Here is a 15,723-nt window from a genome sequence, read left to right as displayed (position 1 = left end):
ATTTCGCGATCACCGATCAATCGTGTATCGACGAGAAGGGCACAGGCATTTGATCGCCTGGCCCATCCACCTGCCCATACCCAGCCCATCCCGCTTTCCGAGGATTGAAAACCCCCGACCCGGAAACCGAGATTTCGGCATGTTGCCTTGGGCTTTGTGCATCTTGATGCTGCAACGGCCACCAACGCGCAAGCATCCCGTATCCTCAAACGAAAGAAAGATTGGAGGAACATGGACGTACGGCTGATAGAACAAGAGGGGCACCGGGGCATCGACGTTGCCGTGACGTGCGCCCCGGGCGACATCCGCGCCGCAAGGCTCGTCGACCGCCTGCAGTCGATCGGGGAGCGGATCGTGGCCTACGAGCCGGGAACGATCGTCCGCAAAATCGTTCCGCTCGACCAGGTGCTCCTCATCGAAGCGCGTGACGAGCGCGTATGGGTGCACACGTGCTCGGGAGGTGCGCTGGAGAGCCCGCTCAAACTGTATGAGATGGAAGAGGCCCTCGGCGGCACCGAGTTCATACGCGTCTCCAAACAGGTGATCGTGAACTTCGACAAAGTGACCTCGTTCAGGCCCGAGCTCAACCGACGGCTCCTGCTGCGGCTCGAAGGCGGCATCGAAGTGCTCGCCACGCGGGCATACGCGCAGAATATCAAACAGCGGCTTGGAATATCACGTTAGGAACGACCCCCGATTCGCAAGGAAGGCGATGATCACCATGGCGAAAAACAACTCGACACGGACCACGACACTGTTCAGCGAGGATATCGACCGCGGTCTCGGCAATGCGGTGGCGAAGGGCATCTTGGGAGGATCGCTCATCGCGGTAATCATGCTCGCGGCGTTTTGCGCCGTCGGCGCCGCGGCGGGGCAATGGAATCAAGGCATGGCTTGGTGCATCTCGGCCATATTGGCGGGCATTGCGGGCGGGCTCCTGCAACAGTTCTGGCTCGGTTATTCGGTGCTCGTGAAGCCAAGCTACCCGGTGCGCATCGCCGGGTTCGGGCTCACTTATTTCGTCGCGCTCGCTGCATGCGCGGCTATCGGCAACTGGCTGCCCGGCGGACAGCCGCAAGCATGGATGAGCTTCGCGATCCTGTATGTGGCGATCCTTGCCGTCATCACCGCCGCCTTCACCATCGTCTTCCGCTTGCGGGGAGCGAGCTACACGGAACGGCTCGAAGCGTACCGTCGGAAGCACGGCAACTGAGCAAACGCGAAGAGAGAAGCGGCCTACCCCTTGTTACCGTTCACGGCCAATGTCATTTCGATAAGGACCACCCCGCGCTATCCGACATCGCCGACTTCAGTCTTTGCAGCGGGAATACCTGCCTATAGCCGACTGGAGAGAGGCGGCTCGTCGCATTACGAGCTTCCGCCGTCCCCCGGTGCCGCTTTGCGATCCGATTTTGCGCGCAGCGCTCTGCGGGCTGCAAAACGACCGGCCCGGGCAGTATCCTTCTATGCGTATTCGTCGGCGCCGGGCTAGGCGAACCGGTAGTTGAAGCTGGCGCTTGCGCCCCACATCACGCGGCACGGTACGGTGGGCGCGATCGAGGCGGACACGGAATCCCAGGTGGATCCCGTGAAAATCAAGAAGGCCGGCCTTACGGCCGTACGGCTGCAGACGCGGGGGTGTGTCCGACAGCTCGACGACGATGTCCGCCTCGGCGTCATTGCCGTCATGGTAGCAACATCCGCCATGCGCTCTAGCAGATACCCGCCTGGTGCGAGCTGGCCGCGAGCGCCATTTCCGTGCGATCGCGCGGCACCTGTTCCGGGACAGCAGATGTGGCGGGCGCCCGAAAGCCAATCGCTTCTATCCCATGCGAACGACAGCCTGCGATTCACGTGATTCGGGCGATGCAGCACGTGGCGGACGAGGATTACTAGCTGTCACTTTCCTCCAATGAAATTTAGTGAAATAATAGTGAAAGTCAGTGAAACGCCGCGCCGGAGGAGTAGCGATGATCAAGGCCACGGTCACGCCGGACATGCTCAAGCGCATAAGCGCGATAGAGGAGTGCAGGTTCCGAGTATCGAACGTCAAGCTCCCCGCGCTTGCCATGAACAGGCTGCGGAAGAACTCGAAGAAGAAGAGCTCGTACGCCTCCAACAAGATCGAGGGAAACCCACTCACGGAGCGGCAGGCGGACGACGCCATCGACCGCGACCCGCACAGGCACTTCCTCAAGCCCGAGCAGGAGGTCCGGAACTACTTCTCCGCCCTTTCGTTCCTGGAGGGCAAGCTCGGCGAAGATGCGCCGGTCACCGTCGAATTCATCCTGGAAGTGCAGGCCATCGTCGAGAAGGGGGCGCCCGAGGAGAAGATCGGCCTCAGGGGGCCGATGCCGCCCGGCGTGCTGTTCGCGGTGTACGACTCGCAGACGGGAAGCCCCGACTACATCCCGCCGGACAGCTCCGAGGTTCCCACCCTGCTCCGAGAGTTGGAGGGCTACATAGCGAAAACCGACGACCACCCGCTCATCGTCGCCGCGGTCACCCACTATCAGCTGGTCACCATCCACCCCTTCGAGGACGGGAACGGCAGGACCGCCAGGCTCGTCTCCGGCTATATCCTGGATCGGAGCGGCTACGGGTTCCAGGGCATAGGCTCGCTCGAGGAGTACTTCGCCTACGACCCGGACGAGTACTACGCATCGCTGCAGATGGAGCTCCCCGCGCTCTACTACGACGGCAGGGAGGACCCTCCCCACTCCGAGATCTGGATAGACTACTTCCTGAGGATGGTCGAACTCTACGCCGGCAAGGCGGCCTCCCTCGCAAGCGGAGCGGTCGAGGCAGACGTCGGGGCCGGCCTGGTGCGTCTGAACCCCAAGGAGAAGGGGCTCCTTGCCCACCTGCTCGAACATGGCGTGCGCGAGTACGCGCCGATTGACGTATCAAGGGCATTGGGAGTGACGAACAGGACCGTCATCAACTGGACGGCTGCACTCGTGGAGAACGGGTTCGTCGAGCCGGTGCTCTCCGGGCAGAGGATCCGCTCCTACGTTCTCACCGGCTACTCCCGCGCGAACGGCGACGAGATCTTGGCCCTGCTCGGACGATAAGTGCGGCCAAGTTGGTCGAGCTTTCTGAATCTGACTCGATTCGATCTGGTCATCTACCCGTTCTCTCGGATACACTCGTCGATGCTACTCTTCGCTTTCGCACGAGCGCTACCCGATTCCCCCTTACAGTAAAAACCGATCGGCAGAGCGAGCGAAGCGATGCTCGGCGGCAGAGCGGTGCCCGCTCGTTGGTCTAGGATGACGGCAGCCCTTTCCAGGGTTGCCGGCCGGCCGCCCCGGATGGCCGTCTGCCCCTGCCCCGGCGAGGGCCCGGGGGGTGTTGCCACCGGGTGCGGTCACCATCCAGAACGACTCATAGGAAACTGCCGGATCGAGCGGACCACGGTCAAGTAAGGTGGATGTCGGGCGGATGGTATTCGGCCAGCCGACTGAATGGAGGATACCACCTCAATTGACAGGTCCAATGCTGCCCGCTGACGGCTCTCCGACATCATCTTCTCCTACCCTACCAAGGAAAAAGTGCTTGATTTTTGCAACAACCTCTGCTCGATCATCGCGTCGGGGGTGGAGGCGGGCCGCCAAAGCGCCGGTCGACGCGTTCGGGGTCGCCAACGAACACGATGAAGCTACTTGATAGCGCATTCCGCGAAAGCTAAGTTAATGACGCTGGGGAATCGACTGTGAATAGCAACTACCCCTTCAACAGCCCCGGCAGAAAGGAGTAATTTTACTCTATGCGGGCGCGGGCGCATCGGACAGGATGGGATCAGCTGATGGAACAGCGAATTGGGCTGAAGTTTCCGAGAACCCGCGCGCGAGAAGGGGGAAACCATGGGATTGTTCGACCGTTTCAAAAAGGGCGAATGTCTGGTATGCGGCAAGGAGATCGGCGCTCTAGGCAAGCGCAAGATCGATGACGGATACATTTGCAAGGAATGCGCCGGAAAGCTCTCGCCGTTCTATACGGGGCGGAAGAGATCGACGCTTGACGACATCAGGGCGCAGTTGGAATACCGCGAAGCCAACAAGGCGGACGTCGAGGCGTTCCAAGCGGCGCGCACGCTGGGACTTGACGAGAAAGTCATGATCGACGATATGCACGGCACATTCGTGGTCGTGCGAGGCGGGCGCGGATGGCGGGATGCCAATCCAGACGTCATCCCCTTAAGCCAGGTAACCGGCGCGCAGGTTGATTTCGACGAGACGCGCCAAGAGGAAACCTATACCGACAAGGAGGGCAACCGCAAGAGCTATATTCCGCCGCGCTTTACCTATTCGTATAGTTCCGAGGTGGTCGTCAACGTGAACAACCCCTGGTTCGATGGATTCACGATCGACGTTTCGAGCGGGACATCGCCCATGCCGCATTCGCTCGAATCGGAGCAATCGCGCGCTGCGGCCCAGGAGATCTGCGATGCGCTCACCACCGAACGGGAGCGCATCCACGAGGCGGTGGAAGCGGACCGGACCCCCAAGTCGGCGGTGGTTTGCCCGCATTGCAAGGCGACGACGATGCCCGACGCCAACGGCCGTTGCGAATACTGCGGCGGCGCCCTGGACCTGTAGGCGAAAGCCGATCCGAAGCGAACACACCCCGCCGTTCCCACGGAATTAGGGAGCGGCGGGGTGCAGCAGCAAGCGACCTGTGCTCGCCCGGCAAAAGCAACGCCCTACCCTTTCCGCATCAAAGGTTCCCCGCGCTTCTCGGTCTTCCAAAGCGCGATGCCCAGGATGGCGGCTGCGACGATGAATCCCATGCCGCCCACGATTCCCATGGGAGCAGGGCCTACGAAGGGGCTGCTCGCGGATGAGGCGAAGATATAGCTCATGCTCACGGTCCCGTTGAGCGAGCCATGGGCAAGCGCCGCGGGGATGCAGCTCCCGGATCGCAGGGTGACGTAGCTCAGGAAGACCCCGACGACCACGCAAAAGCAGCACATGGCGACGATGCCGGTTGCAGGATAGCCGGGATACCCCAAACCGTAGTTATGCCCCAGAACCGTGAGCGGCGCATGCCACAGGCCCCAGATGATGCCGCTTGCAAGCAGCGACGGGATCACGCGATGCTCCTCGAGCAGCTTCGGCAGCAGGTAGCCCCTCCAGCCCCATTCCTCCCCGAAGCAGGTGATCAAATTGGCCAGGGGCGCGGCGATCGCAACCACGATGACGAGCGGGATCCCCTGCGCCACGGGATCGATCCCCTCCAGTTGGGGGATCATGCTCTCCGCATAGCCCATCTCCGGGTCGAAACTCCCCGGAACGACCAGGTAATAGAACGCGGCGCCTGCGATGATGAGCAGGAAGGGGCCGAAGCACCCCATCGCCCAATACTTCCAGGTTCGCCTGAAATCCACCGGGGCGATGCAGGACGTCCCCTTGAAGCCCTCTTTCGTCATCGCCCGCGTGACGGCCACGCCGATGGCGGGCACGAGCATCACCGCACCCACGAGAAGCTGAACCGAAGCGGGCGGCAGACCGCTCATGTCCCCCGAGTTCGCTGGATAGACCACGCCAAACTCATACGTCCACGAGAGGGCGAACGTCACAAGCAGGAAAATCGCAATTCGCTTTTTCGTCAAGCTCCCCACGTCCCCCGCCTTTCTCGCTTACCACCAGACCCCGCACGCAATTCGATCACGGTGGCGCCTGGCACCCGATGACTTTCATCTTACCCCCGCAACGTAACTTTCCCATGGGGAGAACAGCGGGGTTATACTATTCGCAAATAATCGGCGTTTCGCGCGCATCCCTCTCAGGAGATAACCGCCTAATCGAACAGAGACGAGGAGCACATGAAGGAAACACCGAGCCAAAAGCTCGACCCACGCGTCAAGAACGTCTGGCGCATCAACGACTTCCTATGGATCACACTCACTGCCCTGTGCGTGATCGTGCCCGTGCGCCTTATCGCTCTCGATCCGGCGGCCGCCGCTGCCTGCAACCTGCTCACGACGGCAACCTGCCTGTTCTATGGGGCGGCGCTCATCCTATGGCTGCTCGTGCTCCCGCCTATACGCTATATGCGCTGGCGCTACGAGGTCTCCGAACAGTATCTCGATATCGCGAAGGGCATCATCTGGCGCAAGCGCTACGTCATCCCCTTCATCCGCGTGCAGAACACCGACACGCGCCAAGGACCGCTCCTGCGCGCATTCAAGCTCAAGAGCGTGACGGTCGCCACGGCGGCCGAGGAGCACGTCATACCCGGCTTAAGCGACAGCGTCGCAGACGATCTCAGGGAGCGCGCCGCCGAGCTCGCCCGTCTCGCCCGCGAGGATGTGTGATCATGGCGAACCGGCAGCAGACGGCGGAATACACGAGCGCGTTCGAGACGGGACGGCGCTACCAGGTGCACCCGAGCTACGTCTGGCTCCAGCCAATCGGCTATGCTTTCACCGCCCTGATCTTCCTCGGCGCAGGCGGGATCCAGTCCCTTTCGAGCATCGCGAGGCTCCTCCCAGGCACCGGCGCATCGGGCATCGTCCTTCTGCTCGCTCTCGGCTTCGGCCTGCTCGTCGCCGTATACCTCCTGGCCCTGCTCGTGCACGTCTTGGCTTACAAGCGCCTGAACTACGTATTCGACGAAAAGGAGCTGAGCCTGTACTCCGGCATCGTTACGAAACGACGGGTGCACGTTCCCTACGCGCGCGTCCAGTCCGTCAACCACACGGCCACCATCATCCAGCGCATCGTCGGCGTATGCACCGTGAAGATAGAGACGGCCGGCGGCTCGTCCAACAGGGGCGTGCGCATCCCCTATGTCTCCCTGAAAGATGCCGAGGCGCTGCGCCGCGACCTCTTCATGCGCAAGGCGGCGGTCCTGGCCGGAGAGCACGCACATGTCGCCTATCAGGCTGCGGACGCGATGGCATCCGCAGCTGCCACGGAAGCGCCCACGCCCCCCGATGCCGTCATGCCCGTGCCGCCTGCGGCGCAGGACGCGGCGGCGCAGGCCCGCGACACATCGGATGTCGGCGAGTGGCGCGGAGTATTCGCAGGCTCCGCCTTCGAGGCGGAGCAGGAGAGCTACCGCACGGGGCTCACCGGCAAGGAGCTGCTCTTCTCCGCACTCTCCCACTCGAACAGCACCGTCTTCGTGGCGATGATGGGATTGGTCGGCCTTGCCCCGGCATTCTTCAGCGGCCCGTTCGTTCCCGTGGTGATCGCCCTGTTCGCCCTGATCGGATACGCCATCGGCGTCGGTTCGTCCATGCTCGCGTACGGGAACTTCAGCCTCGTGCGCCGCGCATCGCGCATCGAGGTCGAGCACGGGCTCCTCCAGCACACGTCCAGCAGCATCGACATCGACCGTATCCAGTCCGTCGTGATCAAGCAGTCGTTCATCAGGCGCCTTATGGGATACTGCGAGATCTCGCTAGGGCGCATCGACTCGGCCACCGGCAACGAGGGCAAGTCCTCGCAAGGCAACACGTCCGCCATGACACGGGGCCTCACCGTGCACCCGTTCGTGAAGCTCGACAAGGTCGATGGAGTCCTGGCACAGCTCCTGCCCGAGTTCGCCGACATGCCGCAACGTGAGGAGCTTTCCCACGCACCCCGCGTCGCGCTGAGACGCGCGCTTATGCGGCGTTGCATCTGGCAGAACGCAGCGTTGTACATCGCGCTTTGCTGCGCCGCTTTCCAAGCATTCCTCGCATCGGCAGGGCTATGGGAGCGGCAGAGCGATGCGCCCATAGCCTCGCCCGTCCTCGCGATATGCATAGCCGTCTATGTGTTGTGCGCGCTCGCGACCGCTGCTTCCGCCTTGAGCGCCGTGCTCTGGTTCAAGGGTTCGGGTTTCTCTCTGAACAGGCGCTTTGCCAGCATCTGCAACGACGGCCTCACCACCGAGCTCATAACCGTCCCCCGTCAGAAGATCCAGTCGGGGCAGACGCGCACCAACCCCTTCCAGCGCCTCGCGAAAGTCGCCAGCCTGAAGATGGTGACGGCGGCGGGCACACGCAACACCGCCACGACGCTCTGGGATGTCACGCGCGAAGATGCCGAACGCTGGCTCGACTGGATGGTGCCGCGCGTTTGAGCATCCGCCAAGGGCATTCGGGGAATCCCCGGCTGGATGGGCTCACGCTTCCCGCCGGCCTATACGAGAGGAGGATCGACCGATGCGCAAACATCCACGTCCGTATCCCTGAAGGAGATCCCGCCGCAGTTTTCGGCGATGGGATTTCATGCAACTTGCACGCCTCGAAGGGTTTAATGTTGCGTGAGGGTATACGTCGCGGTCTTCTTGGGATACGTCTCGGGCCAGTCGCCATCTACCACGCGCAGGTCGGCGGGATCGCCGCTTGGCACGTCGATGACGATGACGTCGATGCTCTTCACCTTCGCGGGGTCGACGAGGCGGTTGAACACCAGGGCAAGGCCGGAGTTGTAGCCGCACAGGCTTGCCGTGTTATCGATTTCGGAATCTTCGTCAAGCACCGTGTAGGACGTGCCATCGGCATAGTTCACCTGGATCTTGCGTACCCAAAACGGGTCGTCGGCCATCGAGCAGCCACTGCTAGCGAAGGGACTGAACAATCCCACGTGGGTGTCAAGCGAAAGCCCGAGCGGCGAGAGCATAGCCAAGCCGCCGTCGATGTTCGTGAACGATGTAGACGGCACGGTTGCACCGCAGGGGACGGCGAACTCGGTCTCGGCGACCCCGAGCGTCTCGGTGTTGCTCGCGGGCCCGGAGTAATCCCGTAGCACGCCGGTAAGCTCTTGGCCAGCGAGCAAGCCGTCGAGCGCGGAGTAGGCATATCCGACCACGCGCTCGTCGGTGCTCGCGTCTAGGTCGATGTAGAGAAACTCGTCTCCGGCGACCGTCCAGCTCATCTGTGCGCTCTCGGATGCCATGGCGCCCTTCGCGCGATTTGTATGCTCGCTGTAGAAAAGGGCTGTCTGACCGCCCTCGCGTTCCAGCGTGAAGCGGTACAGCAGCGCCTCGTCGCTACGCACGGCATTGCTGATGGTCAGCGTGTGCCCGTCAGCGCTCTGCACGGTCACGGACTCGGTGCTCATGTACTGCCCCAGCATCGCCTCGGCCGTCTTGGGATCCACATCCACGTAATCCTTGGCAGGCAGCGTCACCATGACGTCGGTCTTGTCGCCAACGCCCGGCTGGATGACTTGCGCGGCAGGAACGCTTTCGCGAAACCCTATGCCGAACAGGTCGTTGAACAGGTCGGCGTGTGTGATGGCAGCGTATGCTGCCATGGGAAGCGCCACGCAGACAGCTGCTGCGATCGCGACCATGCGCCACGTGAAGCGCAGGCGTAAGGGCCGATTGTTTGCAGGAGCTTTTGCCCCCGTCTGCGCCCCTTCGCCTGAGACTTCGGCCAGCAGCGCGTGCTTGCGCCACTCGTAGGATTTTGAAAACACATGCGGCTCATCATACCCGGCTGCAGTCGCTTTAGCGTTGATGTCCATCATTCTTCCTCTCTTATCGATCGGAGCACCGTAATAGCCCGATGCTGGCGAGTGCGAACATTTCCTTCCGAAATGCCGAGTTTATCGGCGGTTTCTTTTATGGAAAGGCCATTGCCGAATCGCTCGACGACAACCTCGCGATAGCGAACTGGCAATGTTTCGACCATTTCGTCGAAACCCGGAGCGTCTTCTTTCAGCGGCTCCATCGTCGTTCCCTGCATGGTTGCGTCGCCAGTCAGCATCTCGCGCTCCCAGGTGCGGGCATTCTTTCGGTAAATGTCTATCGCACAGGACTTGACGATGGAGCCGCACAACCGTCGGGCGTCATCGGAGTCCGCCCGCCTCGGCAGGCCCTCGCAGCGCACGATACGCTCGAACGCCGACATGACCGCGTCCTCCGCTTGGCCCTCATCGTGCAGGATTGCGTACGCGATCCGGTACATGCCCTGCTCATGCAACTCGAAAAGGCTCTCGAGCTGCTCCTTTCTTTTGCGGGGCTTCAAAACCACCTTACATCCTTTCGTCGTTTCAATCGGTTTGCAGATGCAAGAAGGAACGTTCCACCTCATATAACGAATCCGATGCGCAAAATGTTACAGCGCGTTCGCGATTTCTCGTCCAAGCAGGTTGTCCGCAGCCTGGTTTTGAAGCGTGACCGTAATGTCGACATCGTTTTGTGAGCTGGAACGGCAGGACGGGAGACGGTCTCCCCGATCCATCCCTCGCCGGTCGGCAAGCCACGCAAAACATTCTGATATATGCTTATAGGATACTTGCTGATTGCGGCTTGCGAGTTTCCATGGCAACAGGTACCGTCTCCGAGATGTGCTAAGTGCTCTCGGGGATTTTGCTTCAGGTGCTTACGGGCACCTTCCTCCACAGCGAGCATATGCCATGGCGCAATGGGTTTCCATAAAGATGCCTAAAAGCAGGATGCGCTCCTTCGGGGAAGTCTCTCCCCTGAAGGTCATACGGCAGCGGAGAGGAGGCCGACGCAGTAGGCAGGGCAGTAGATCACCCTGCCCTCCATGCGGACATTGTCCTCGCAAAGCACGAGAGCACGATCGATCCTGTAGTTCGGCGAGGAAAGGACATTGTCGAGTGCCGCGTGGCGCTTGTAGCTCTTACCGGACTTCACCTCTATAGGCAAGACGGTGCCGTCGTTCTGCTCGATCACGAAGTCGAGCTCCCCAATCCCCTTGCTGCGATAGTAGTAGAGGGAGAAGCCGTGGCACTTGAGCTCCTGAGCGATGGCGTTCTCGTATATCGAACCGCAGTTCACGCCCAGCTGGTCGCTCACGACGCTCTTCGCCACCTTGAGCCCGCATGACGCGGCGAGCAGTCCGACGTCGTTCATGAAAAGCTTGAAGTACCCGCGATTCTCAGCGAGCCTCAGCGGATGGCGGGGCTCGGTCACGATCCTCGTGGGCAGCGCAATGCCCGCGTTCGAAAGCCATAGGAAATCGCGCATGTAGTCGTCGTATGTGGCGCCCTTCTTCATGCTGGCGAACGAGAATCGCTTCGACTGCGTGTCGAGCTGCGAGGGGATCTGGTCGAATATCTCCTTTATCCAGAGAGTGTCGCCCTTGACGTACTTGGCGATGTCCATCTTGTAGAATGCGAGGATGTCGTCCTGCTCACGCTTCGCCAAGGTGTAGTTCTGAGTTTCGGCGAACCCCGCGACCACGGCGGGCATGCCGCCCACGACCAGGTACTGATGAAAGAGTGAGAGCAGCCCTTTAGCAACAGCTTCAGGAAGGAAACGAACACGCCGAATAGTCCGGCGGTCGAGATATCCAAGTCAAGCACGCCTTTGGCCAAAGACTGGAAAATCCATTTCATGGGTGGCAAGTAGCATGATTATTTGCGGCTGACAGGCCAGGTCGCAGAGGGGGCGGCGGGAGACGAGACGGCCGATTTTCCATGAAGCTGGGTTCCTAAATTGCGATTGCGCAATAGCGCCTCTCACCCCTGATGACGCCGCGGCAAACGCCACCAGCGTGATATCATGAAACCGCACAAAGCTATGTCCGATGCGTACGCGCTGGATTGCATGTCGCTGCGAGAATGTCCGGAGGTGACTGCCATGCCTACAGCGGAGCTGGAAAAGCTCATAGACGGCCTCGACAAGGAGGACTACGAGACCGTTGTCAAGTTCGTCACATTTTTAAGTGAGAAGCAGAAGCCCGCAGAGAGGGCGGATGTTTCCAAGAGGATTGGTATTGCCGAAGGCGTTTTTCCCGCCCCCGATGATCTCGACGAGTGCAACGACGAGATAGCCGAGCTGTTTGGCATCGCATGATGGACGTTCTCATCGACTCTCACATCATTATTTAGACGCTTATGGACGACAGCCGCCTGCCCGATGCTGCCAAAGAGATTCTTCTCGATGAAGAGAACCGGATTTACTTCAGTGCGGTGTCGATTTGGGAGCTTGCCATCAAGCACGCCTTGCGTCCCAACAGCGTCACGCAATCTCCCGGCGAATTCATCAGGATGTGCCTCGATGCCGGATACCTCGAGCTCCCCATGCGTGCGGAGCACTCGGAACCCCTCGATTCCCTCAGCCGTGATAAAGATGCCCCAGCGCACAAGGACCCCTTCGACCGGATGCTCATCGCTCAGGCGAAATCGGAGGGAATGGCCTTCGTCACGCACGATTCGATGTTGCCCAACTACAAGGAAGACTGCATCCGACTCGTCTAGACGCAGCTACGGAACCGCCTCGCGTCGTCAATAGCTCATCAAAGGATCCGGTTCGGTCGGTTTATAGGGTTGCGCGGTGTAGCTTGCGGTTGTGCGAAACGCGCAATCTGCCTGCGCAAACGCTACACATCGTCTTATGGCGTCTTATGCCGTCGCATCCCTGATTTGCTCCCGCTCGATGGCGCGCCCTGCCTGTGTGCTTCCACCTGAATCCATGTGGTTCTATATCATCCATATGGCGCCGTCTTGTCCGAACCAATCCCAAATCATCCCGTGACTCAAAAGGACGGAGAATGATTTCCAGATGGCGCCAAATCTCGCCAACCGCCGTCAGCTTCGGCGGGGCATTCCCCGTTTTCCCAGCGGGAGTGACTGTCGGTGGTTTAATATGGGCCGATTTTTCTCGAATCAATTCCAGGGAGAACCAATCTGAGGCAGTCGCGGGCTTGAACGGGTTATGCGGAGCAGATCGCGGCTATGAGCCCGTTCGCCCACTCGATCGCCTCGCCGACGGTGGGCGCCACGGAGGAAAGCGCTTGGGCGGCGTAGAGTTCGTCCCAGCCCGGGACATTCTCTATCTTCGGGGGCCATGCCTGCATCTTTCTGTATGCGAACAGCCTCTCGCACGTTCTGCGCACGAGGGGCGGGTCGACTTCTGCGTTCGCCATTATCACCTGGAGGTCTATAAGGTCGTGCGCCCTTCTGCTGCCCGGCTCGCTCGCGCCGTGTAGCTTCTGCGCAATCTGGTGGTGGAGCGGCATGAGGGGGGGGACGGGGCCGAGGCCGGGGAAACCGAGCTGGGCGAGGATCCGGTTCGCCTCCTCGGGAATGCGGAACTCCGGGTTGTCTGCGTCGCCAATCTCGTCGTGGCCGAGCTCGAACCGCACCGTGCACCAGGGCTGGCCGAGGTACTCGAGCTTGATGTCGAACGGCCGCATCGCGTAGGACGGGGAAACGTCGCGCGGAGCCGCGGGGCTTTGGGGGACCATACGACCAGAGAACCCGTTCCAGCCGCGCGCGAGCGAATCCGCCATGTCGGCGATGAACGCGTCGAGGCCCGTCGCCCTCGCGGCATCCAGATCGGTGGTCGCGCGGGTGACCGCGTCCCCGAACCTTATCTTCAGCGAGGAGCCGCCCTTCACCGCGCCGTTCGGCAGCATTTGCCCGACGAGGCCGTTGGCGATGGCGGTCCTCGTGCGAACGAAGCCGTCCTGGGAGCCGGCCAGACGGATTATCGCCCGGTCGAGGTTCCTCCTGCTGTTCGGGGTCTTCACTTCATGCCGCCTTCCGCATTCGCTATCCCACCGTATTCCCGCGGGGTCACGTATCCCTGTTCGAGGGCGGCCTTCGCGGCTTGCGCCAGCCGCTCCGGCATCATCTTCCCCTTGCACGCCTCGATTGCGTCGCGTGCCTTCTGGCTTCTCACGCCGTTGTATGTTGTTGGGGCATAGCCCTCGTCTGAGGTGACTATCGTCAGCCCTTCGGGCGGGTGAGCCAGGCGCACCCGCCTGGGGGACGCGACCCAGATGCGGTTTGGGTTGGTGGGCGCCAGCCCCAGCATCGCGATGACGGATTCCCCGTAAAGGTACGCGTGCTCGCCCACGAGTGCAACCGAGATGGCGTAAGGGTCGCTTTCGCTTGGGACGTAGCGGGAGAGCCGGTAGAGGCCGCGCCCGATGTTCTCGAGCTTGCCACGTTTGGCGAGCTTGGCGAGCTCGACCGCGGGAATCCCCAGATCGCGCACGTCGGCGGTGCTGACGAGATAGTGGTTGTCCACCGCATATTCGTATATGTCGTCGTAATACGTCATGGCAGAACAATACCATAAACGGTATTGTTCTGCCATTGTAATTCGAATCTCGGCCAAGCCGGCGCATTACCAGATCACGCCGCTGCGACGCATTGAAACGCCATGCGCCGCAGAGCGTTTAAAAATCTCATTCCCACTATTGTTAATGCAGCTTTTTTCCGATCGACAACGCGCTGAACAGCGGGTTTTCTATTTACGGAGTCTCAAAACCTGTGCCGGAACCTGCACCCAACTGGTAGTCATCTCCACGTGCGTGCCGACAACCCGGGCGCTCGGGGCGATTTGCGCGCCGAACAGCCTGTGGTCGGCGGTGAGCCCCGGGAGGAAGACGAGCCAACTGTCGCCGGTTTGCCTTTCGGCACTCACCCAGTAACGCACCGCACCGTCAGGAAACCGCATCTCCCGCTTTCGCATTACCTTCACGAATCTTGCCGTTCGATGTAGGGCTCGGCAGCCTCCAGCACTTCGCCGCTGAACCCGTAAAGGTCCTCGACAGCGATGACCTCATCTCCGAGGAGGCTAATGATGTTAGCCAGAGCGTTCGAGCGGCTCAGACCGCGCACTATGACGCCTGCACTTCTCTTATTCCTTTTCATGCGATCGTCAAGCTCCCAAAAGCGTTCCGCTGCTCCTTCGTCCATGCAGAGAAGTTCCTTATAGCCTTTCAGGAGCTTCTCCATATGCGCTTCCTGCCAGCCGGGAAGATTCTTGTTGAGCAGCTTCCAATCGCTTTCCTTGATTCGATCGGGCATCCTGTTGCCTCCTCTCGATGACTTGCCAGTAGCCGGTCTTGTTCGACCCGATTCGCTCTATCAGGCCGTGCTTCTTCAACGCGGCAATCGCGTTGTCGACGGTTGTCTTACCGACGCCGAGACCCTGTTCGCGATGACGGGCTTCGTGGCGTTGGGGTCGTCGCGAATCTCGGCGAGCACGCGTACCTGCGTTCTCGAGAACCCGTCGAGGCGGGCGTCCAAACCTGCTTTGCCGCCCGTATTATCGCCCGGTTTATCACTCACTGCATTTAGCCAGTTGAACGGGATCGCGACAACGATGGAGCTCTCTTTGAACTCGAACCACTCTCGTTCGGAGCCGTATGCCCTCAGGTCGCTGACGAAGCCTCCGATGTCCAGCATAGTTCCGTCTTCCGCCATGCCGATGCTTATCAGCCATGAGGTTATCACAGGCGGGTGATAAACATGGGTGATAAACGGGCGATAAATTAGTCTGAACCCGGCTGTTGAGGCGCTGAATAATTCCCGAGATGCAGACCCCCTAGGGAACCTGGGATACGTCGTCTTGAGCAAATACGCTCTCTTCACCTCTACTATGAGCGAGTTGGAAGCCAAGCATAAACTTGGAGGGCCCTATGGACACCCGAAACGCAATTCCCGAGAACGCCTGCATGTCCTCGGGGGTAGGGTGCAATCAATCGAAGGGTTTGGAAAGCTGCCCGTCGAGAGTGGGTCCGGGGGGTTATTTCCCCAAGCTACTCCCAATCAGTGACCCGCCCTGCCTGTGTGCTTCCACCTGAATCCATGTGGTTCTATATCGTCCATATGGCGCCGTCTTGTCCGAACCAATCCCAAATCATCCCGTGATTCAAAAGGGCGGAGAATGATTTCCAGATGGCGCCAAATCTCGCCAACCGCCGTCAGCTTCGGCGGGGCATTCCCCGTTTTCCCAGCGGGAGTGACTGTCGGTGGCTTTATTTGGAGCATCTTCCTCCGAATCAAAGTCCGG

General features: G+C 60.7%; 16 protein-coding genes. 8 read left to right on the top strand and 8 right to left on the bottom strand.

Annotated features, from left to right (window positions below; all coding sequences use genetic code 11):
- Positions 1–231: 231 nt before the first annotated feature.
- The 4 genes from NOV21_RS02520 (at position 232) to NOV21_RS02505 (ending at position 4,601) form a co-directional block, all read left to right on the top strand.
- Positions 232–684, top strand: a complete 453-nt coding sequence (locus NOV21_RS02520) for a LytTR family DNA-binding domain-containing protein (protein WP_283171169.1) — start codon at positions 232–234, stop codon at positions 682–684.
- A 37-nt stretch (positions 685–721) separates the two neighbouring features.
- Entirely contained in the window at positions 722–1,213 is a 492-nt protein-coding gene (locus NOV21_RS02515; protein WP_283171170.1) for a hypothetical protein, read from the top strand.
- A 757-nt stretch (positions 1,214–1,970) separates the two neighbouring features.
- Entirely contained in the window at positions 1,971–3,074 is a 1,104-nt protein-coding gene (locus tag NOV21_RS02510; RefSeq protein ID WP_283171171.1) for a Fic family protein, read from the top strand.
- A 792-nt stretch (positions 3,075–3,866) separates the two neighbouring features.
- Complete coding sequence (locus tag NOV21_RS02505) at positions 3,867–4,601, top strand: DUF4428 domain-containing protein (RefSeq protein ID WP_283171172.1); 735 nt, start codon at positions 3,867–3,869, stop codon at positions 4,599–4,601.
- 104 nt (positions 4,602–4,705) lie between these two features.
- Here the strand turns inward: NOV21_RS02505 and NOV21_RS02500 are convergent, their stop codons facing one another.
- Positions 4,706–5,623, bottom strand: a complete 918-nt coding sequence (locus NOV21_RS02500) for a CPBP family intramembrane glutamic endopeptidase (RefSeq protein ID WP_283171173.1) — start codon at positions 5,621–5,623, stop codon at positions 4,706–4,708.
- Positions 5,624–5,827: 204 nt separating this feature from the next.
- On the opposite strand from NOV21_RS02500, the gene NOV21_RS02495 reads away from it, so the two are divergent.
- A complete protein-coding gene (locus tag NOV21_RS02495) occupies positions 5,828–6,319 on the top strand; it encodes a PH domain-containing protein (RefSeq protein ID WP_283171174.1) in 492 nt (163 codons plus the stop codon).
- A gap of 2 nt (positions 6,320–6,321) precedes the next feature.
- Positions 6,322–8,076, top strand: a complete 1,755-nt coding sequence (locus tag NOV21_RS02490) for a PH domain-containing protein (protein ID WP_283171175.1) — start codon at positions 6,322–6,324, stop codon at positions 8,074–8,076.
- A 173-nt stretch (positions 8,077–8,249) separates the two neighbouring features.
- Here the strand turns inward: NOV21_RS02490 and NOV21_RS02485 are convergent, their stop codons facing one another.
- The 3 genes from NOV21_RS02485 to NOV21_RS02475 all read right to left on the bottom strand — a co-directional run bounded on the left by NOV21_RS02485 (position 8,250) and on the right by NOV21_RS02475 (position 11,202).
- Positions 8,250–9,470: a hypothetical protein gene (locus NOV21_RS02485; RefSeq protein ID WP_283171176.1), complete on the bottom strand. Its 1,221-nt coding sequence runs from the start codon at positions 9,468–9,470 to the stop codon at positions 8,250–8,252.
- Complete coding sequence (locus tag NOV21_RS02480; protein ID WP_283171177.1) at positions 9,467–10,036, bottom strand: RNA polymerase sigma factor; 570 nt, start codon at positions 10,034–10,036, stop codon at positions 9,467–9,469. Before NOV21_RS02480 ends, NOV21_RS02485 begins: the two co-directional genes overlap by 4 nt.
- Positions 10,037–10,434: 398 nt before the next feature.
- A complete protein-coding gene (locus NOV21_RS02475; RefSeq protein WP_487292727.1) occupies positions 10,435–11,202 on the bottom strand; it encodes an ATP-binding protein in 768 nt (255 codons plus the stop codon).
- Positions 11,203–11,553: 351 nt separating this feature from the next.
- Between NOV21_RS02475 and NOV21_RS02470 the strand changes: the two genes are divergently transcribed.
- Complete coding sequence (locus NOV21_RS02470) at positions 11,554–11,769, top strand: hypothetical protein (protein WP_283171178.1); 216 nt, start codon at positions 11,554–11,556, stop codon at positions 11,767–11,769.
- A 41-nt stretch (positions 11,770–11,810) separates the two neighbouring features.
- Positions 11,811–12,173: a type II toxin-antitoxin system VapC family toxin gene (locus NOV21_RS02465; RefSeq protein ID WP_283171179.1), complete on the top strand. Its 363-nt coding sequence runs from the start codon at positions 11,811–11,813 to the stop codon at positions 12,171–12,173.
- A gap of 455 nt (positions 12,174–12,628) precedes the next feature.
- On the opposite strand, the gene NOV21_RS02460 is transcribed toward NOV21_RS02465, so the two are convergent.
- The 4 genes from NOV21_RS02460 to NOV21_RS02445 form a co-directional block, all read right to left on the bottom strand.
- Positions 12,629–13,447, bottom strand: a complete 819-nt coding sequence (locus NOV21_RS02460) for a nucleotidyl transferase AbiEii/AbiGii toxin family protein (protein WP_283171180.1) — start codon at positions 13,445–13,447, stop codon at positions 12,629–12,631.
- Positions 13,444–14,019, bottom strand: coding sequence for a type IV toxin-antitoxin system AbiEi family antitoxin domain-containing protein (locus NOV21_RS02455; RefSeq protein WP_283171181.1), 576 nt, complete (start codon positions 14,017–14,019; stop codon positions 13,444–13,446). Before NOV21_RS02455 ends, NOV21_RS02460 begins: the two co-directional genes overlap by 4 nt.
- Before the next feature lie 383 nt (positions 14,020–14,402).
- Positions 14,403–14,735, bottom strand: a complete 333-nt coding sequence (locus tag NOV21_RS02450; protein WP_283171182.1) for a multidrug transporter — start codon at positions 14,733–14,735, stop codon at positions 14,403–14,405.
- Between the two features lie 75 nt (positions 14,736–14,810).
- Positions 14,811–15,116 (bottom strand): hypothetical protein, encoded by a 306-nt coding sequence (locus tag NOV21_RS02445; RefSeq protein WP_283171183.1) that lies wholly within the window; start codon positions 15,114–15,116, stop codon positions 14,811–14,813.
- Between the last annotated feature and the right edge of the window lie 607 nt (positions 15,117–15,723).

The sequence above is a fragment of the Curtanaerobium respiraculi genome, from assembly GCF_024609215.1.
Lineage (GTDB): Bacteria > Actinomycetota > Coriobacteriia > Coriobacteriales > Eggerthellaceae > Curtanaerobium > Curtanaerobium respiraculi.
Note: the sequence above shows the minus strand (reverse complement) of the source record. Positions and strands in the feature narration are given on the sequence as shown.

What these genes read in the sequence shown, in the direction of transcription:
- NOV21_RS02520 (WP_283171169.1), top strand. Translation starts at nt 232, where the DNA reads ATGGACGTACGGCTGATAGAACAAGAGGGGCACCGGGGCATCGACGTT.
- NOV21_RS02515 (WP_283171170.1), top strand. Translation starts at nt 722, where the DNA reads ATGGCGAAAAACAACTCGACACGGACCACGACACTGTTCAGCGAGGAT.
- NOV21_RS02510 (WP_283171171.1), top strand. Translation starts at nt 1,971, where the DNA reads ATGATCAAGGCCACGGTCACGCCGGACATGCTCAAGCGCATAAGCGCG.
- NOV21_RS02505 (WP_283171172.1), top strand. Translation starts at nt 3,867, where the DNA reads ATGGGATTGTTCGACCGTTTCAAAAAGGGCGAATGTCTGGTATGCGGC.
- NOV21_RS02495 (WP_283171174.1), top strand. Translation starts at nt 5,828, where the DNA reads ATGAAGGAAACACCGAGCCAAAAGCTCGACCCACGCGTCAAGAACGTC.
- NOV21_RS02490 (WP_283171175.1), top strand. Translation starts at nt 6,322, where the DNA reads ATGGCGAACCGGCAGCAGACGGCGGAATACACGAGCGCGTTCGAGACG.
- NOV21_RS02485 (WP_283171176.1), bottom strand. Translation starts at nt 9,470, where the DNA reads ATGATGGACATCAACGCTAAAGCGACTGCAGCCGGGTATGATGAGCCG.
- NOV21_RS02480 (WP_283171177.1), bottom strand. Translation starts at nt 10,036, where the DNA reads ATGAGGTGGAACGTTCCTTCTTGCATCTGCAAACCGATTGAAACGACG.
- NOV21_RS02470 (WP_283171178.1), top strand. Translation starts at nt 11,554, where the DNA reads ATGCCTACAGCGGAGCTGGAAAAGCTCATAGACGGCCTCGACAAGGAG.
- NOV21_RS02465 (WP_283171179.1), top strand. Translation starts at nt 11,811, where the DNA reads ATGGACGACAGCCGCCTGCCCGATGCTGCCAAAGAGATTCTTCTCGAT.
- NOV21_RS02455 (WP_283171181.1), bottom strand. Translation starts at nt 14,019, where the DNA reads ATGGCAGAACAATACCGTTTATGGTATTGTTCTGCCATGACGTATTAC.
- NOV21_RS02450 (WP_283171182.1), bottom strand. Translation starts at nt 14,735, where the DNA reads ATGCCCGATCGAATCAAGGAAAGCGATTGGAAGCTGCTCAACAAGAAT.
- NOV21_RS02445 (WP_283171183.1), bottom strand. Translation starts at nt 15,116, where the DNA reads ATGCTGGACATCGGAGGCTTCGTCAGCGACCTGAGGGCATACGGCTCC.